We start from the raw sequence: 14,073 nt of genomic DNA, 5'->3' as shown, positions 1-14,073 counted from the left end.
CCTCCAGGAGAAGACCATGCCCGTCATAACAGCCTCTGCGCTGACCGAATTCTCGCAGAACCTGCTGGTTGCAGGGGGCTTTGCGGCAGATGACGCGCGGCAGATGGCGCGGCTTCTGATCTGGGCCAATCTGCGCGGGACGGACAGCCATGGTGTGCTGCGCATTCCCCGCTATATCGAAATGCTGGGTCAGGGCAGCGTTTCAACCGGGGGCGCGCCGGAGGTGGTCAGCGCTTTCGGGGCGGTGACGGTGATTGACGGCGGGCGCTGCCCGGGCGCCGTCGGGATGGGTCTTGCCGTCGAAAAGGCGGCGGCGCTTGCATCGCGTCTGGGCGTCGGGATCTGTGCCGCGCGCGCCATTTCGCATGCCGGTGCTGTGGGTTTCTTCGCCGAAAGTCTGGCGCGGCAGGGGCAGGTGGGCATCGTCATGACGGCCTCGAAACCGCTGATGAGCTATTTTGGCGCGCGGGGCGAGGCGCTCTCGACCAATCCCATTGCCATCTCCGCCCCGGTTCCCGGCGCAGACCCCGTTACGCTGGACATGTCGACCGCTGCGGTCGCACTGGGCAAGGTTCTTGCCGCGCGCGACACCGGCCGCGCGCTGGAACCGGGCTGGGCCATAGACGAGACCGGGGCCGAAACCACCGATGCAAACCGTGTTGCCGCCCTGTTGCCGATGGCGGGGGCCAAGGGGTCGGGGCTGTCATTGATGATCGAGGTGCTGGCTTCGGTTCTGGCAGGAAATGCGGTGATTGCCCCGGTGCTTCTGGGCCGCAAGAAGGGCGGTTTCAACGGGCTTGTCATCGCGCTGGATCCGGCGGCCTTTGGTCCGCGTGACAGGTTCGATACGGATATGGCCGAACTTGCCGATGCCATCCACGCACTGGTCCCGGCCGAAGGCACCCCTTCGGTATTGCTGCCGGGGGAGCGTGGGGCGGCAACCGCACGCAAGCGACTTGAAAGCGGCATCCCGCTGGCCGTCGGCACCGCCCGGCGTCTGGCAGAAGCCGCCGCGGAACTGAACGTAGCCATGCCGCCCGAACTGGCGGTCTGAAGGAGGAATTGCGATGACCAGCCCGGTCCCCGAAGAACGCCTTGTTGCCACCATGCGCCGGATGGAGCTTTTCGTCATAGAAAGCGGACCGGCCAGCGCGCCCGGCACGCTTGAAGTGCTGCCCGAGCATCTGGCGCATCAGATCCGTCTTGAGCGGGAGGGTATCCTGTTCGGCGCGGGCCCGGTCTGGGAGGAGGGCAGCGACATTCCCGTCGCGGGCATGATCATCATCCGTGCCTCCGGTTTCGAAGAGGCGCGGCGCATCGCCGACAGCGACCCGTTCCATATCCGAGGCCTGCGCAGCTACAGGCTGCGCCGCTGGAATCTGAACGAAGGCGCGATGACCGTGACGGTGCGCCTGTCAGACCAGAGCGCCGAGTTCCGCTGAACCGGCGCCCCGGGCAGCGGCGCTATTTTCCGAAGCTCCACTTTCCTGCGCCGAGTGCGGGGGCGGCGCGGGTGGTGGTGAGGGTGCTTTCGGAGAACCGGATCGGGGTGCGCAGGCCCGGAATCCCCTCGGGGGCGATCTGCAGCCCGCGGGACAGGATCTGCGGTTCGGCCAGCGCCTCGGCCACGTCGTTGATCGGCCCCGCGGGCACGCCCGCCGCCTCCATCGCCGCGATCAGATCGGCGCGCGTCCGCCCGGCCATCGCCGCCGCCAGCTGCGGCACCAGCCTGTCGCGGTTCTGCACCCGGGCCGGGTTCGTGGCATAATCCGGGTCGCGCTCCAGCCCGGCCAGACCCAGCACCCGGCACAGAGCCGCGAATTGCCGGTCATTGCCGCAGGCCACGATCAGATGCCCGTCCGAGGTGCCAAACACCTGATAGGGCACGATATTCGGATGCGCATTGCCCAGACGGTGCGGCACCGCCCCGCCCAGAAGGAAGTTCGTCGCCTGGTTGGCCAGCACCGCCGTGCCGCAGTCCAGAAGCGACAGGTCCACATGCTGGCCCCGGCCCGTCCGTTCCCGCGCGGCCAGCGCCGCCTGCACCCCGATCACCCCGTAAAGCCCGGTGAAAATGTCGATCCAGGCGACACCGACCTTCTGCGGCTCTCCGCCCGGATCGCCGGTCAGGTCCATGATCCCGCACATGCCCTGGATCAGGAAATCATAGCCCGGCTGCGCGGCCCGCGGCCCGTCCTGGCCGAAACCGGTGACCGAGGCATAGACCAGCCGCGGGTTCAGCGCCGAGAGCGTCTCGTAATCCAGCCCGAATTTGCGCAATCCGCCGACCTTGAAATTCTCCACGAGAACATCGGCCCCGGCGATCAGTGCGCGCAGCCGCTCCAGATCGCCCTCGTCCGAGAAATCGCAGGTGACCGAGGTCTTGCCCCGGTTGGCGGCGTGGAAATAGGCCGCCACCCGCTCGGTCCCGCCATGGGCGCGCGGCCGGTCGATGAAGGGCGGGCCCCAGCGGCGGGTGTCATCCCCCTCCGGCGCCTCCACCTTGATCACCTCCGCCCCAAGATCCGCGAGAGTCTGACCGATCCAGGGCCCCGCCAAAATCCGCGCAAGCTCAACAACACGAAGGCCGGTAAATGGGGCGGCGGAGCCATTGTTCTCTTTGGTCACGTCATTCCTCGAACGCATCCTCACGCTTCCGGCGCAGGGCCGGCAGAGCGATCATCAGTACAAGTATCAGGGCCATCAACAGGAACGCCGCGCTGAGCGGCCGGGTCAGGAATACGGTCGCATCCCCGCGCGAGATCAGCATGGCACGGCGGAAATATTCTTCGACCATTTCACCCAGAATGAAGCCCAGCAGCAATGGCGCGGGTTCGCCTCCCAGCTTGATCAGACCGTAGCCGATCAGGCCGAACGCCGCCAGCATCCAGATATCAAAGACCGAATTGCCGATCGAGAAGACACCCACGGCACTGAAGAACACGATGACCGGAAAGATATGCCGGTAGGGCACCCGCAGCATGCTGACCCATATGCCGATCAGCGGCAGGTTCAGCAGAACAAGAAACAGGTTCCCCACCCACATCGAAACGATGATCCCCCAGAACAGCGCGGGCTGCTCGACCATGACCGAGGGGCCGGGCTGGATGCCCTGGATCACCATGGCGCCGATCATCAATGCCATGACCGGGTTCGATGGAATTCCCAGCGTCAGCATCGGGATAAACGACGTCTGCGCCCCGGCATTGTTGGCGGCTTCCGGTCCGGCGACCCCCTCGATGGCACCGGCGCCAAAGGTCTCGGGGTGGCGGGACAGCCGCTTTTCCAGCACGTAAGAGCCGAACGAGGCGAGGATCGCACCGCCGCCCGGCAGAATCCCGAGGATCGAGCCGAGCGCGGTGCCGCGCAGCGCAGGCGGCAGCATCTGCCGCAGTTCCCTTCGCGAGGGCATCAGGCCTTTCACCTTGGCCACCATCACCTCCCGATCCTCGGGGGATTCCAGATTGCGGACCACCTCGGCCACGGCGAAAAGACCCATCGCCACCACGACGAAATCAAGGCCATCCGCCAGATTCAGCTCTCCGAAGGTGAAACGCTGGACGCCCGAGTTCACATCGGCCCCGACCAGCCCCAGCAAAAGTCCGGTCAGCGCCATGCCGATGGCCATCAGCACCGAGCCATTGGCCAGCAGGATAGAGGCGAGGAGGCCCAGGATCATCAGGGAGAAATATTCGACCGCCGTGAATCCCACGGCAATCTTTGCCAGGGGCGGCGCGAACAGGGCGATCACCACCGTGGCGATGGTTCCCGCCAGAAATGAGGCCAGTGCCGCCGTGGCCAAAGCCACCCCCGCCTTGCCCTGCCTTGCCAGCTGATGGCCGTCCAGCGCGGTTACGACAGAAGAGCTTTCGCCCGGAAGGTTGATGAGGATCGCGGTTGTCGATCCCCCGTATTGTGCGCCGTAGAAAATGCCCGCCAGCATGATCAGCGCAGCGGTCGGGTCCAGACCGAAGGTCAGCGGAAGCAGCATCGAAATGGTCGCCACCGGACCCAGCCCCGGCAATACTCCGATCAATGTGCCGAACAGCGCACCGACAAAGCAATAGAACAGGTTCCAGGGGCTGAGCGCCGCTTCGAAGCCGATGGCAAGATTGGTCAGCAGATCCATCGTTCAGAATCTCAGCATCGGGCCGACAAGCGGCAGGGGCAGCCCAAGGCCATAAATGAAGACAGCACCGCCGAAGACCGTGACCACCGCGGCCAGCGACAAGGCGCCGGGCCAGGTGAAGTCCGGATGGGCGCGGGCGCTGAGGAGAACCATGACGACAGTCGCGACACCGAAGCCCGCCAGCGGCAGCAAGAGTGCGAAGGCGGCGATTGAACCGGCGATCAGGGCCAGTGGCCGCCAGGCCAGCCGGCCGATCCGGGGACCCTCCCGCAGCAGGCCGCGCAGCAGGATGACCGAACCGGTCAGGACAAGGAGTGCCGCCACGATTGCCGGAAACACCCCGGCCCCGATGTGGCGTGGCGTGCCGAAAGGGTAACCCAGGGACATGGTCAGAAAGCCTGCACCGATCAGCGCCATGACAAGGCCGCCCATGACCTCGCGCCGCAAAATGGGATTGGTTTGCATCACTACCTCGCCATTGACGGCGGCCGGAGGGCGACCACCGGAAACCCGGGATGCGGAGAGGGCCGGATGCGGATCGACCGCAGCCCTTTCCGCGTCCGGCTTACTGCTTTTCGAGGCCTGCGCCTTCGATCACCTCGGTCCAGCGCGCGACATCGGCGACAACGCGATCATGCATCTCTTCACCGCTCGACAGGACCACGGTGCCACCCACGGTGGATTCGATGGCCTGCTTCACGTCAGGCTCTGCCAGCACTTCGGTGATTGCCGTGCGAAGCCTGTCTTCGATGGACGGGGGCAATCCGGCAGGCGCTGCGATGCCGTGCCAGCTGACGACGTTGAACCCGGGGACGCCCGCTTCGGCAACGGTCGGCACGTCCGGCATCCCGTCCCACCTCTGGTCCGAGGTTACAGCCAGTGCACGCAGGGCGCCCGCCTTGATCTGGGGTTCAAGCGTCACAGGGCCGGCGATGATCAGCGGGATTTCTCCACCCAAGAGGCCGGTTATCGCGGCGGCTTCGCCACGGTAGGGGACATGTTCCAGCTCTACCCCGGCCATGCTGCCAAGAAGCAATCCGGTCAGATGGTGCGTCGTGCCCACGCCGGCCGAGCCGAAGGCGATGTCGCCCGGGGCATCCTTGGCGGCCGCCAGCAGATCCCCAAGTGTCTGGAACGGGCTGTCCGCCGGGACCGCCAGCATGAAATCGAATTCGACGACGGTGGAAAGCCATGTGAAATCGGCAACCGTATCGTAGGGCAGGCTGGCATAAAGACCCGCCGCCACCGCATGGCCGCCGGTGACCAGTCCGATGGTCTGACCGTCAGGCGCGGCCTGCGCCAGCGTGGCCGATGCCAGCGTGCCACCAGCGCCTGTCTTGGACTCCACCACGACAGGGACACCCAGCCGTTCCGACAGCGGGCCTGCCAGAAGGCGTGCCACGGTGTCGGCGCTGCCGCCGGGCGCGAAACCATGCAGCAGGGTGACGGGGCCATTGGGATAATCCTGTGCCGGCGCCATGCCGGCCATCATGATTCCTGCCACCGTCAGTGCGGCAAAGATCTTTGATCTCATGGGCTTTCCTCCCCTCTGATCCCCGGGCCTCCCCGACCTCTGGGGTCACGAATATGTTTCGACATACATCATTAATTTCGAAACTCAAAGTTTATTCGTAAATAATGGGTGCAAAGAGGAATGACCGAAGCGCATGAAGCATCGGTCGACGGCATCTGCATGCCGCCGTTTCAACGGGCTGATGCGGTGGTCACTTCAGAGAAAGGCCAGCGCGCGCTCGGCAGTTTCCCGGATATGGCTTTCCAGCAGGCTGGTCGCGCGTGCGGTGTCGCGGGCAAGAACCGCCTCCATGATCTGGCGGTGTTCCTCGAACTTGCTTTTGCTGCCCTTCTCGCTGGATCGCTTGGTGATGAAGCGGTAGCGGTCCAGCTGGTTGAACATCTGCGACCGCAGCCGGAACAGCCAGATGCCGTTGCAGGCCGATACGAGCGACTTGTGGAATTCGCGGTGACGGTCCACCCATTCGGCATGGCGCGCCATGCGCCCCTCCCAGGGCAGGCCTTCGATCAGGCTCAGCCGGTGGTGCTGCGCAACGATGGTGCTTTCCCAATCCTCATCGCCGTTGGCGATGGATTCGGCCAGGGCCCGCTTTTCGAAGTCAACAAAATGATCGACGATCTCCCGCAGTTCGGCACCCGAAACCGGCGCGACCTTGAACCCTTTGCCCGCATCCAGCGTGACAAAGCCTTCCGACACAAGTTGTGACAGCGCTTCGCGCAGCGTCCCGATGCTGACATCATAGCGTTCGGTCAGATCGGCAAACTTCAGGCGGGTTTCGGGTTCGAAGACAGAGCTGACGATATCCGAGCGCAGCCGTGTCACGACATCGCGTCCGGGCTCTGTATCGGATTTCGTTGCAGCTTTGCGTCCCATTCCATGCCCTTATTTTTGCCTGATGGCGGCCAGATGCCCATTGGATGACCACGCTAGCAACGTCGCCCCGGATGTTCAATTACATTGCATGTTTCGAATATCCGGGGGTCCTGCATCAGCCCTGCATCACCGGATTGCGCAGCAGGCCAAGGCCCGTCACCTCGACTTCGACCACATCGCCGGGGACCAGAAATTCGGGCGGCCGGCGTGTCGCCCCAAAGCCCGAGGGCGTGCCCGTGACGATCACGTCACCCGGGTTCAGCGGCGTGAACGTGGACAGATAGGAGATCAGCCAGGGGATGTCGAAGATGAACCGGTCCAGACCGATGGCCTGCCTGACGATGCCGTTCACCCGCACTTCCATTTGCAGCAAAGCCGGATCGGGCACCTCGTCTGTCGTGACCAGCCACGGCCCGAAGGCGCCGCTTTGCCAGAAGTTCTTGCCCGGTGTGAATTGCGACGAATGCCGCTGCCAGTCCCGAACGCTGCCATCGTTGAAGCAGGCGTATCCCGCCACATGGTTCATCGCCGCCTCGCGCGGAATCCGATGGCCTGCGCGTCCGATCACCACGGCAACCTCGCCCTCGAAATCGAACGAGTCGCTTTCCGGCGGACGCAGCAGCGGCGATCCGTGGCCGACCAGCGTATCGGCGAAACGGGTGAAAACCAGAGGATGCGACGGAAGCGGCCTGTCCGGGGTCTGCATTTCCCTGAAATTGGTGGCAACACACAGGATCTTTCCGGCATCGGGAATCGGCGGCAGCAAGGTGATCTCATCCAGCGGCAGTTGCGGCCCCTCCATCGGCACCGGCTGACCCTCGGCCCGGGCGGCCAGCCAGGACCGCAGTCCCGAAAGCGCATTGTCCTGTCCGCTCAGCACCACGATCTTATGGTCGGCGACGATGCCGAACCCCGCCTGCCCACCCTGTTTGAAGCTTGCCAGCCGCATTTCAATCTTTCTGCCATAAGACAGCGTGTATTCACTGTTGTTCGTAAATGTTTATCATATTCGATAATATGTGGTATGGTCGACAATCTTTGCATGGCGCCGGAATTTCGCAGCCGTTGGTCGGGTTTGCCCGCTCTGGCCCGGGCCTGTTTCAAAGCCCGGTCCTTGCAGCCATGAGGCTGGCTGCAGCCGCCATGTTCTGGCGATGATCGGGGCAAAGACCTGACCCCAAGGCAAGGTCTGTATCCCACGCCGTAAACCCGCGGTGCGGATGAACCTCTGTCCAGAAATGCAGGGGGCGTTGCGTTGACCTTGGGTCAGATCGCGGCGATGGACATCAGCAGGTTGATGTTGAGGAGGATGATCGTGATGGCAATCGCCCCGCACAACACGGTCAGCCAGCCCGGCGCGACAAGATCGCCCATCTTTTTTCGGCTGGCGGTGAAAAGCACCAGCGGCACGATGGCGAAAGGCAACTGAAAGCTCAGCACCACCTGGCTCAGGATCAGAAGCCGTCCCATCCCGTCGCTGCCCCAGATCAGGATGACCGCAACCGCGGGAATGATGGCGATGGAGCGGGTGATCAGCCGCCGCAGCACCGGGCTGATGCGGAAGTTGATGAAGCCTTCCATCACGATCTGCCCGGCCATCGTTGCCGTCACCGTGGCATTCAGGCCTGAGCACAAAAGGGCGATGCCGAACAGCGTCGGCGCCAGCGCGCCGCCCAAAAGCGGGGCCAGCAGGGCATGGGCCTGATCAATCTCGACGATGGCGGTATTGCCCGTCGTGTGGAAGGTGGCCGCTGCAAGGATCAGGATCGATGCGTTGATCAACAGGGCCAGCATCAATGCGATGGTGGAATCCCATGTGGCCATGCGCAGCGCCTGATGCCGCGCCTCGGGCGCGGTGCCCCAGTTGCGGGTCTGCACGATGCCCGAATGCAGATAGAGGTTATGCGGCATCACCGTCGCCCCGATGATGCCAAGCGCGAGATACAGCATCTCGGGGTTGGTCGCGATCTCGACCGAGGGGGCGAACCCGCGGATCACTGCATTCCAGTCCGGGTCCGCCATGGCGATCTGCACGAAGAAACAGGCCGAGATCACCACCAGCAGCGTGATGACAAAGGCCTCGACCCAGCGGAAGCCGCGGTTCTGCAGCCACAGGATCAGGAAGACGTCGATGGCTGTCAGAAAGACGCCGATTTCCAGCGGGATGCCAAACAGCAGGTTCAGGCCGATGGCGACGCCGATCACCTCGGCCAGATCGGTGGCGATGATTGCCGCTTCGGCGAAAAGCCAGAGCGGCCAGGACACCCAGGACGGAAAGGCATCGCGGCAGGCCTGCGCCAGATCGCGCCCCGAACCGATGGCCAGCCTTGCGCACAGGGATTGCAGCAGGATCGCCATGATGTTCGACAAAAGCGCGATGAAGAGCAGCGTATAGCCGAACTTCGCCCCCCCGGCGAGCGAGGTCGCCCAGTTGCCCGGATCCATGTAGCCCACGGCCACCAGATATCCCGGCCCGACGAAAGCCATGAAGCGGCGCCAGGGCGTGCGTCCCCCGGGCACCACGACCGAGCCATAAACCTCGGACAGCGAGGGTGTGGGGCTCTGGCTGCGCCAGCCTTCGGACGGCTGGAAATGTCTTGGCAGGTTCAGGGGGCCTGGGCTGGCGGTCATGTCGGCACAGTTGAGAATGATTTGCGTTTGCAATTTAGCCGCAACAGTGCCGGTGCGTCAATCACCCGCCTGCGGCCGCGCTGACGGCTGCGGTCAGCGCCTCGAAACTGTCCACGCTCAGGGGTTGGCCCTGCAGGAAGAAGGTCGGGGTCGCGCGAACACCGAGTGTTTCGATATCGGCGCGGTCCTGATTGAGGATGGCAACGGTCCCGGGGGAGCGGACCTCATTCGCCCGGTTCGAGATGTCCAGCCCCGCCTGCGCCGCCGCAGCCCAGGCGATCTCCAGATCCGGCCCGTCGTGCAGCGCCCAGTTCGGCTGGGTTTCCAGCAGGGCATTCAGCACCGGCTCGAACAGGTTCTGGCGGCGCGCGGCCTCCAGGATGGCCACCGCCTCGTCCGATCCCTGATGGAAGGCCGCATAACGCATGACGATGCGCAGATCGTCGGGATATTGCGCGCGCAGCTGTTTCAGAACCGGATGGAAGGCGCGGCAGGCCTCGCAGGAGGGGTCGAAGAATTCCACCAGCGTCACCTTCGCGGTCTCCGGACCCAAGACCGGCGCCGCGGGCCGCAGCAGGACGGCATTCAGGTCGGGCACCGCCGCGGCGCGGGCCTTGGCTTCGGCTTCGGCGGTGCGGAATTGCCGGTCAAGGACATACCATGCCCCGCTTGCGAAAACGGCGATGCCAAGGGCACTGGTCCCCAGAAGGAAAAGACGACGGTTCATCGGGTTTGTCCTTTCGGAAGCAGTAGAAGCGTGATCGCGGCAAAGGCCGCGCATGACAGGAACGGGATCGGCAGGCCCAGAATGGTTTGTGCCGCACGGTCGGTGCAGGACGGGCCAGTCTGCGTGCAGGGCAGGATGGGTTCGGGGATCAGCCCGGCATAAAGGCCGGAATGCCAGCTGGCGACCGCCAGCCCGGTCAAGGCCAGCGGCAGCGCATAGATCCGACCGCGCGGGTCGCCGGACCACAGCGCCACGCCAAGCACCGCGACCAGAGGGAACATGGCGATGCGCTGATACCAGCACAATGTGCAGGGCATCCGGCCCAGGATCTCGCCGATGAACAATGCCGACAGCGTGGCGGTCAGCGCGATCAGAAAGGCTGCCATCTGACGGGTGGCAGGATCACGCGTCCTTCACCTCTGTCGGCTGCCGGAAACCGGCGGCAAGGATGGCGGCGGCCCCGAGGAAGATGGCGATATCGGCGCCATTGAAGGCGGGCCAGTGCCAGTCACGCCAATAGAAATCCAGAAAGTCGGTAACGGCCCCCTGACGAAGCCGGTCAAGGATATTGCCCGCCGCGCCGCCGGCGATCAGTGCAAATCCGGCCCCCTCCAGCGCGTGCCTTGCCCGCAGGCCCATCCAGCCAAGGAACAGGGTCAGCACCCCGGTCAGCGCGGCCATCAGAAGCGGCGCCTGGGCCATGGTGCCGGAGAATATCCCGAAACTTGCCCCGGTGTTGAAGCCAAGGGTCAGATTGAAGCCGGGCAGGACCGGGACCGGGCGAAAGGGGTCAAGCGACGCCAGCGCCACCGCCTTGCTGATCTGGTCAAGCCCGGTCGCCAGCAGCGCCAGCCCGAAGAACAGGGGTCTGCGCATCAGCCCTCCGTCCCGGCACGCCCGATCCAGCGCGGCACGCGGGCCATGTAGCGGGCATAGGCCTCGCCATGCGTGGCCAGCAGGATCGTTTCTTCGCTGCGGATCTGGGTGTTTGCCGACCAGACCATCAGGACGGCTGCGATCAGCGTGGGCAGGCAGGGCAAGGCCGCGGCCACGCCGGCCAACAGCATCGCCTGCCCCAGAAAGGTAGGGTTGCGCGAGAGGCTGAACAGCCCCGAGGTCACCAGCGCCCCGGCCTCGCCCTGCCGGACACCGACGCGCCACGAGGCGCCCATCCCGGACTGCGCCAGGAGCGCCAGCAGAGCCCCGGCCCAGGCCAGCAGAGCCCCGGCCCAGGCCAGCAGCGCGCCGGTCCATCCGGTCAGCGGCAGGCCGGATTCGCTCCACAGCGGGTCGGCCTTGTGCAGGACCGGCAGCGCCACCCAGACCAGCGGACCCAGAAGGCCAAGCGCAAAGGCGGCGCGAAAGCCGAAGGCCGCCCCGCGGTCGCGCCCTGTGGCCGTCGTAAACAGCCAGATGCGCTGACCATTGGCCGCCAGCCGCAGGGTGCCAAGGGCGAAGAGGATCAGATAGAAGGAAAGGGCCGCAAAGGCGGCCCAGCCCATGGGAGAGGGCATGGATCAACCCTCCCTTGTCGGATCGAAGCGCAAGAGCCGCAGCGCGTTCAACGTCACCAGAACCGTGGCCCCGGTATCTGCAAGGATCGCGATCCAAAGGCCCGTGATCCCCAGAACCGAAGTGACAAGGAACACTGCCTTCAGGCCGAGCGCCAGGGTCACGTTCTGGCGGATATTGCCCATGGTGGCCCGCGCCAGCCTGATCAGGGCGGGCACATCGACCACCCGGTCGCGCAGGATTGCGGCATCGGCGGTTTCCAGCGCCACATCGGTGCCCGAACCCATGGCCACGCCCACACCCGCCTGCTTCAGCGCCGGGGCGTCGTTGATGCCGTCACCGATCATCATGACGCCGCCTTGCTGGCCCATCTCGCGGATGACGCCCAGCTTGTCCTCGGGCATCATTTCCGCACGGAACTCCATGCCCAGCTGGCCGGCTATGGCCTCGGCGGTGCGGGGGTTATCGCCGGTCAGGATCACCGGCGCGATGCCCATGGCCTTCAGCTGGCGCATGGCCTCGGCCGCGTCACCGCGCGGTTCGTCCCGCAGCGCGATCAGGCCAAGCGGACGCCCTTCGCGGAAGACGACCACCACGGTTTTGCCTTCGGCTTCCAGTGCGGAGGCGTGGCGGATGTGATCGCTGGCCATGCCGCCGCTCTCGGCGGCGTGACGGGGCGAGGCGACCCAGGCTTTTGCCCCGCCGACCAGCGCCTCGACCCCCTTGCCCACGATGGCGCGGGCGCCGGTTGCGGGCAAAGCCTCGACACCGGCCTCTTCCGCACGCTTCAGGATCGCCAGCGCCAGCGGATGCGACGAGCCGGTCTCCACCCCCGCCGCCACGGCCAGCAGATCGCTTTCCGCCACATCGGGGGCCACGACGATATCCGTCACTTTCGGCTTGCCATGGGTCAGGGTGCCCGTCTTGTCAAAGGCGATGCGGCTGACATGCGCCGCAGCCTCGATCACCGCGCCACCCTTCATCAGGAGGCCCTTCTTCGCACCCGAAGACAGCGACGAGGCGATGGAGGCCGGGACCGAAATCACCAGCGCACAGGGGCAGCCGATCAGCAGAAGCGCAAGGCCGCGATAGATCCAGGTGTCCCAGTCGGCGCCCATGGCCAGCGGCGGGATCAGAATCACCAGCGCCGAGACGGCCACGATGGCGGGCATATACCAGCGGCTGAAGCGGTCGATGAAGCGCTCGGTCGGGGCGCGGGCCTCCTCGGCCTCTTCGACCAGCTGGATGATCCGGCTGATCGTGTTGTCAGCGGCGGCTTTGGTCACCGTGACGCGCAGCGCCGCTTCGGTGTTGATCGAACCGGCGAAGACATTTTCACCCGGGCCGCGCGTGACCGGCACGCTTTCCCCCGTCACCGGACTTTCGTCGATGCCGCTTGTGCCCTCGGCAATCTCGCCATCCGCCGGAATGCGGTCGCCTGGGCGGACCAGCACGCGCTGGCCGATCTGCAGGGTTTCGGCCGGAACCTCACGGGTCTTGCCGTCCACCTCCAGAAGCGCGGTTTTCGGCACCAGATTGGCCAGGGCGCGGATGCTGTCGCGCGCCTTGCCCGCGGCCACGCCCTCCAGCACCTCACCCACGGCGAAAAGGAACACGACCAGCGCCGCCTCTTCCGCCGCGCCGATGAACAGCGCGCCCACGGCGGCGATGGTCATCAGGCTTTCGATGGTGAAGGGCTGGCCCAGCCGCAGCGCTTCGAATGCACGTTTGGCCACCGGGGCGACCCCGATCACACAGGCGAGCGCAAAGGCCCAATAGCCCCATTCGGTCGAGGTCAGCAGCTCGAACACCCAGGCGGCGGCGAGCAGGATGCCGGTGAAGATCACCAGCTGCCCCTTCTTGGTGCGATACCAGCTTTTGCCGCGATCTGCGGGATCGTCATGCACATGGCCCGGGCTGCCATGACCGCTGTCGCCGCCGCCCGCCTTTTGCGCCGCGCCATGTGAGTGACCGGCGTGATCATGGTCTGCATGGCCGTCACCGCTATGGTCATGCCCCGCGTGATCGTGGCCACTGTGATCGTGGCCGGTGTGATCAGGATCGTCGTGATCGTGGCCGGTGTGATCAGGATCGTCGTGGTCGTGGTCGTTGCGATCAGGCCCTTGCCCATCGGTGGCCCCACCACTTTCGGGCAGCACGAAGGCCTTTTTGCCCGCGGGCTTTTGACCGCGCGGTGCGATGCCGAAGCCCAGCCGTTTGACGATGCCCTCGATCTCGGCGGTTTCTGTGGTGCCGGGCACAAGGTTCAGGGACAGCCGCTCCGTCATCAGCGCGACCTTCACCTCGCTGACGCCCGGCAGTTTCTCGACAGCCTTCGTGACCTTGACGGTGCAGGAGGCGCAATCCATCCCGCTGACCGTCCATTCCTGCCGCTTCGGCTCGCTCATCTCAGTCTCCTGCCCGGAAATCCGGGCGCTCTTTTCACTGATTCGGATTGCTACAACCTCTGGCAACTAGAGGTTCAAGAGGTTTCCGCACGGCCTTGGGTCCACGGGTGACCCGGGAACGACCCTGCATGCATACCCGGCACAGCCGGTCTGCATGACGATCCGGACGATCCGAGCAAAAGCGCCATGTCTCCTCAGTCGGAGGCAGCGAAACCCGGCATCCCCGAAGTCCCGAAGCATTCACAGGTTTGTGTTGGCA

Annotated in this window: 14 protein-coding genes; 2 read left to right on the top strand and 12 right to left on the bottom strand. The window is 65.1% G+C overall.

Going from position 1 to position 14,073, the window contains the following annotated elements; translation table 11 throughout:
• Positions 1-16 precede the first annotated feature (16 nt).
• Positions 17-1,054, top strand: a complete 1,038-nt coding sequence (locus ACO2Q5_RS03680; protein ID WP_423288251.1) for an Ldh family oxidoreductase — start codon at positions 17-19, stop codon at positions 1,052-1,054.
• A 13-nt stretch (positions 1,055-1,067) separates the two neighbouring features.
• Positions 1,068-1,442: a YciI family protein gene (locus ACO2Q5_RS03675; RefSeq protein ID WP_423288250.1), complete on the top strand. Its 375-nt coding sequence runs from the start codon at positions 1,068-1,070 to the stop codon at positions 1,440-1,442.
• A gap of 22 nt (positions 1,443-1,464) precedes the next feature.
• Here ACO2Q5_RS03675 and ACO2Q5_RS03670 read toward each other — a convergent pair whose 3' ends face one another.
• The 12 genes from ACO2Q5_RS03670 to ACO2Q5_RS03615 form a co-directional block, all read right to left on the bottom strand.
• Positions 1,465-2,646, bottom strand: coding sequence for a CaiB/BaiF CoA transferase family protein (locus ACO2Q5_RS03670; RefSeq protein WP_423288249.1), 1,182 nt, complete (start codon positions 2,644-2,646; stop codon positions 1,465-1,467).
• Positions 2,630-4,129 carry a tripartite tricarboxylate transporter permease gene (locus ACO2Q5_RS03665; protein ID WP_423288248.1) on the bottom strand — a complete coding sequence of 500 codons (1,500 nt, stop codon included), beginning with the start codon at positions 4,127-4,129 and terminating at the stop codon, positions 2,630-2,632. The genes ACO2Q5_RS03670 and ACO2Q5_RS03665 overlap by 17 nt, the downstream gene beginning before the upstream one ends.
• Positions 4,130-4,132: 3 nt before the next feature.
• A complete protein-coding gene (locus ACO2Q5_RS03660; protein ID WP_423288247.1) occupies positions 4,133-4,594 on the bottom strand; it encodes a tripartite tricarboxylate transporter TctB family protein in 462 nt (153 codons plus the stop codon).
• A 100-nt stretch (positions 4,595-4,694) separates the two neighbouring features.
• Complete coding sequence (locus ACO2Q5_RS03655) at positions 4,695-5,663, bottom strand: Bug family tripartite tricarboxylate transporter substrate binding protein (RefSeq protein ID WP_423288246.1); 969 nt, start codon at positions 5,661-5,663, stop codon at positions 4,695-4,697.
• A gap of 195 nt (positions 5,664-5,858) precedes the next feature.
• Entirely contained in the window at positions 5,859-6,536 is a 678-nt protein-coding gene (locus ACO2Q5_RS03650; RefSeq protein WP_423288245.1) for an FCD domain-containing protein, read from the bottom strand.
• Between the two features lie 115 nt (positions 6,537-6,651).
• On the bottom strand, positions 6,652-7,485 hold the full coding sequence (locus tag ACO2Q5_RS03645; protein ID WP_423288244.1) for a fumarylacetoacetate hydrolase family protein: 834 nt from the start codon (positions 7,483-7,485) through the stop codon (positions 6,652-6,654).
• Positions 7,486-7,802: 317 nt separating this feature from the next.
• A complete protein-coding gene (locus ACO2Q5_RS03640) occupies positions 7,803-9,167 on the bottom strand; it encodes an Nramp family divalent metal transporter (protein ID WP_423288243.1) in 1,365 nt (454 codons plus the stop codon).
• Positions 9,168-9,228: 61 nt separating this feature from the next.
• Positions 9,229-9,894, bottom strand: a complete 666-nt coding sequence (locus tag ACO2Q5_RS03635; RefSeq protein ID WP_423288242.1) for a DsbA family protein — start codon at positions 9,892-9,894, stop codon at positions 9,229-9,231.
• The gene (locus ACO2Q5_RS03630) at positions 9,891-10,280 is read right to left on the bottom strand and encodes a disulfide bond formation protein B (protein WP_423288241.1); all 390 of its coding nucleotides are present in this window, start codon (positions 10,278-10,280) and stop codon (positions 9,891-9,893) included. Before ACO2Q5_RS03630 ends, ACO2Q5_RS03635 begins: the two co-directional genes overlap by 4 nt.
• A gap of 16 nt (positions 10,281-10,296) precedes the next feature.
• Positions 10,297-10,770, bottom strand: coding sequence for a signal peptidase II (gene lspA / locus ACO2Q5_RS03625; protein ID WP_423288240.1), 474 nt, complete (start codon positions 10,768-10,770; stop codon positions 10,297-10,299).
• The gene (locus ACO2Q5_RS03620) at positions 10,770-11,408 is read right to left on the bottom strand and encodes a methyltransferase family protein (RefSeq protein WP_423288239.1); all 639 of its coding nucleotides are present in this window, start codon (positions 11,406-11,408) and stop codon (positions 10,770-10,772) included. The genes lspA and ACO2Q5_RS03620 overlap by 1 nt, the downstream gene beginning before the upstream one ends.
• Before the next feature lie 3 nt (positions 11,409-11,411).
• Positions 11,412-13,775: a heavy metal translocating P-type ATPase gene (locus ACO2Q5_RS03615; protein WP_423288457.1), complete on the bottom strand. Its 2,364-nt coding sequence runs from the start codon at positions 13,773-13,775 to the stop codon at positions 11,412-11,414.
• Between the last annotated feature and the right edge of the window lie 298 nt (positions 13,776-14,073).

It is taken from the genome of Neotabrizicola sp. VNH66, assembly GCF_049445895.1.
In the GTDB taxonomy this organism is placed as follows: Bacteria; Pseudomonadota; Alphaproteobacteria; order Rhodobacterales; family Rhodobacteraceae; genus Pseudogemmobacter.
Note: the sequence above shows the minus strand (reverse complement) of the source record. Positions and strands in the feature narration are given on the sequence as shown.

Coding starts and splice junctions, on each gene's coding strand:
- ACO2Q5_RS03680 (WP_423288251.1), top strand. CDS start 17: ATGCCCGTCATAACAGCCTCTGCGCTGACCGAATTCTCGCAGAACCTG.
- ACO2Q5_RS03675 (WP_423288250.1), top strand. CDS start 1,068: ATGACCAGCCCGGTCCCCGAAGAACGCCTTGTTGCCACCATGCGCCGG.
- ACO2Q5_RS03670 (WP_423288249.1), bottom strand. CDS start 2,646: ATGCGTTCGAGGAATGACGTGACCAAAGAGAACAATGGCTCCGCCGCC.
- ACO2Q5_RS03665 (WP_423288248.1), bottom strand. CDS start 4,129: ATGGATCTGCTGACCAATCTTGCCATCGGCTTCGAAGCGGCGCTCAGC.
- ACO2Q5_RS03660 (WP_423288247.1), bottom strand. CDS start 4,594: ATGCAAACCAATCCCATTTTGCGGCGCGAGGTCATGGGCGGCCTTGTC.
- ACO2Q5_RS03655 (WP_423288246.1), bottom strand. CDS start 5,663: ATGAGATCAAAGATCTTTGCCGCACTGACGGTGGCAGGAATCATGATG.
- ACO2Q5_RS03650 (WP_423288245.1), bottom strand. CDS start 6,536: ATGGGACGCAAAGCTGCAACGAAATCCGATACAGAGCCCGGACGCGAT.
- ACO2Q5_RS03645 (WP_423288244.1), bottom strand. CDS start 7,485: ATGCGGCTGGCAAGCTTCAAACAGGGTGGGCAGGCGGGGTTCGGCATC.
- ACO2Q5_RS03640 (WP_423288243.1), bottom strand. CDS start 9,167: ATGACCGCCAGCCCAGGCCCCCTGAACCTGCCAAGACATTTCCAGCCG.
- ACO2Q5_RS03635 (WP_423288242.1), bottom strand. CDS start 9,894: ATGAACCGTCGTCTTTTCCTTCTGGGGACCAGTGCCCTTGGCATCGCC.
- ACO2Q5_RS03630 (WP_423288241.1), bottom strand. CDS start 10,280: ATGGCAGCCTTTCTGATCGCGCTGACCGCCACGCTGTCGGCATTGTTC.
- lspA (WP_423288240.1), bottom strand. CDS start 10,770: ATGCGCAGACCCCTGTTCTTCGGGCTGGCGCTGCTGGCGACCGGGCTT.
- ACO2Q5_RS03620 (WP_423288239.1), bottom strand. CDS start 11,408: ATGCCCTCTCCCATGGGCTGGGCCGCCTTTGCGGCCCTTTCCTTCTAT.
- ACO2Q5_RS03615 (WP_423288457.1), bottom strand. CDS start 13,775: ATGGATTGCGCCTCCTGCACCGTCAAGGTCACGAAGGCTGTCGAGAAA.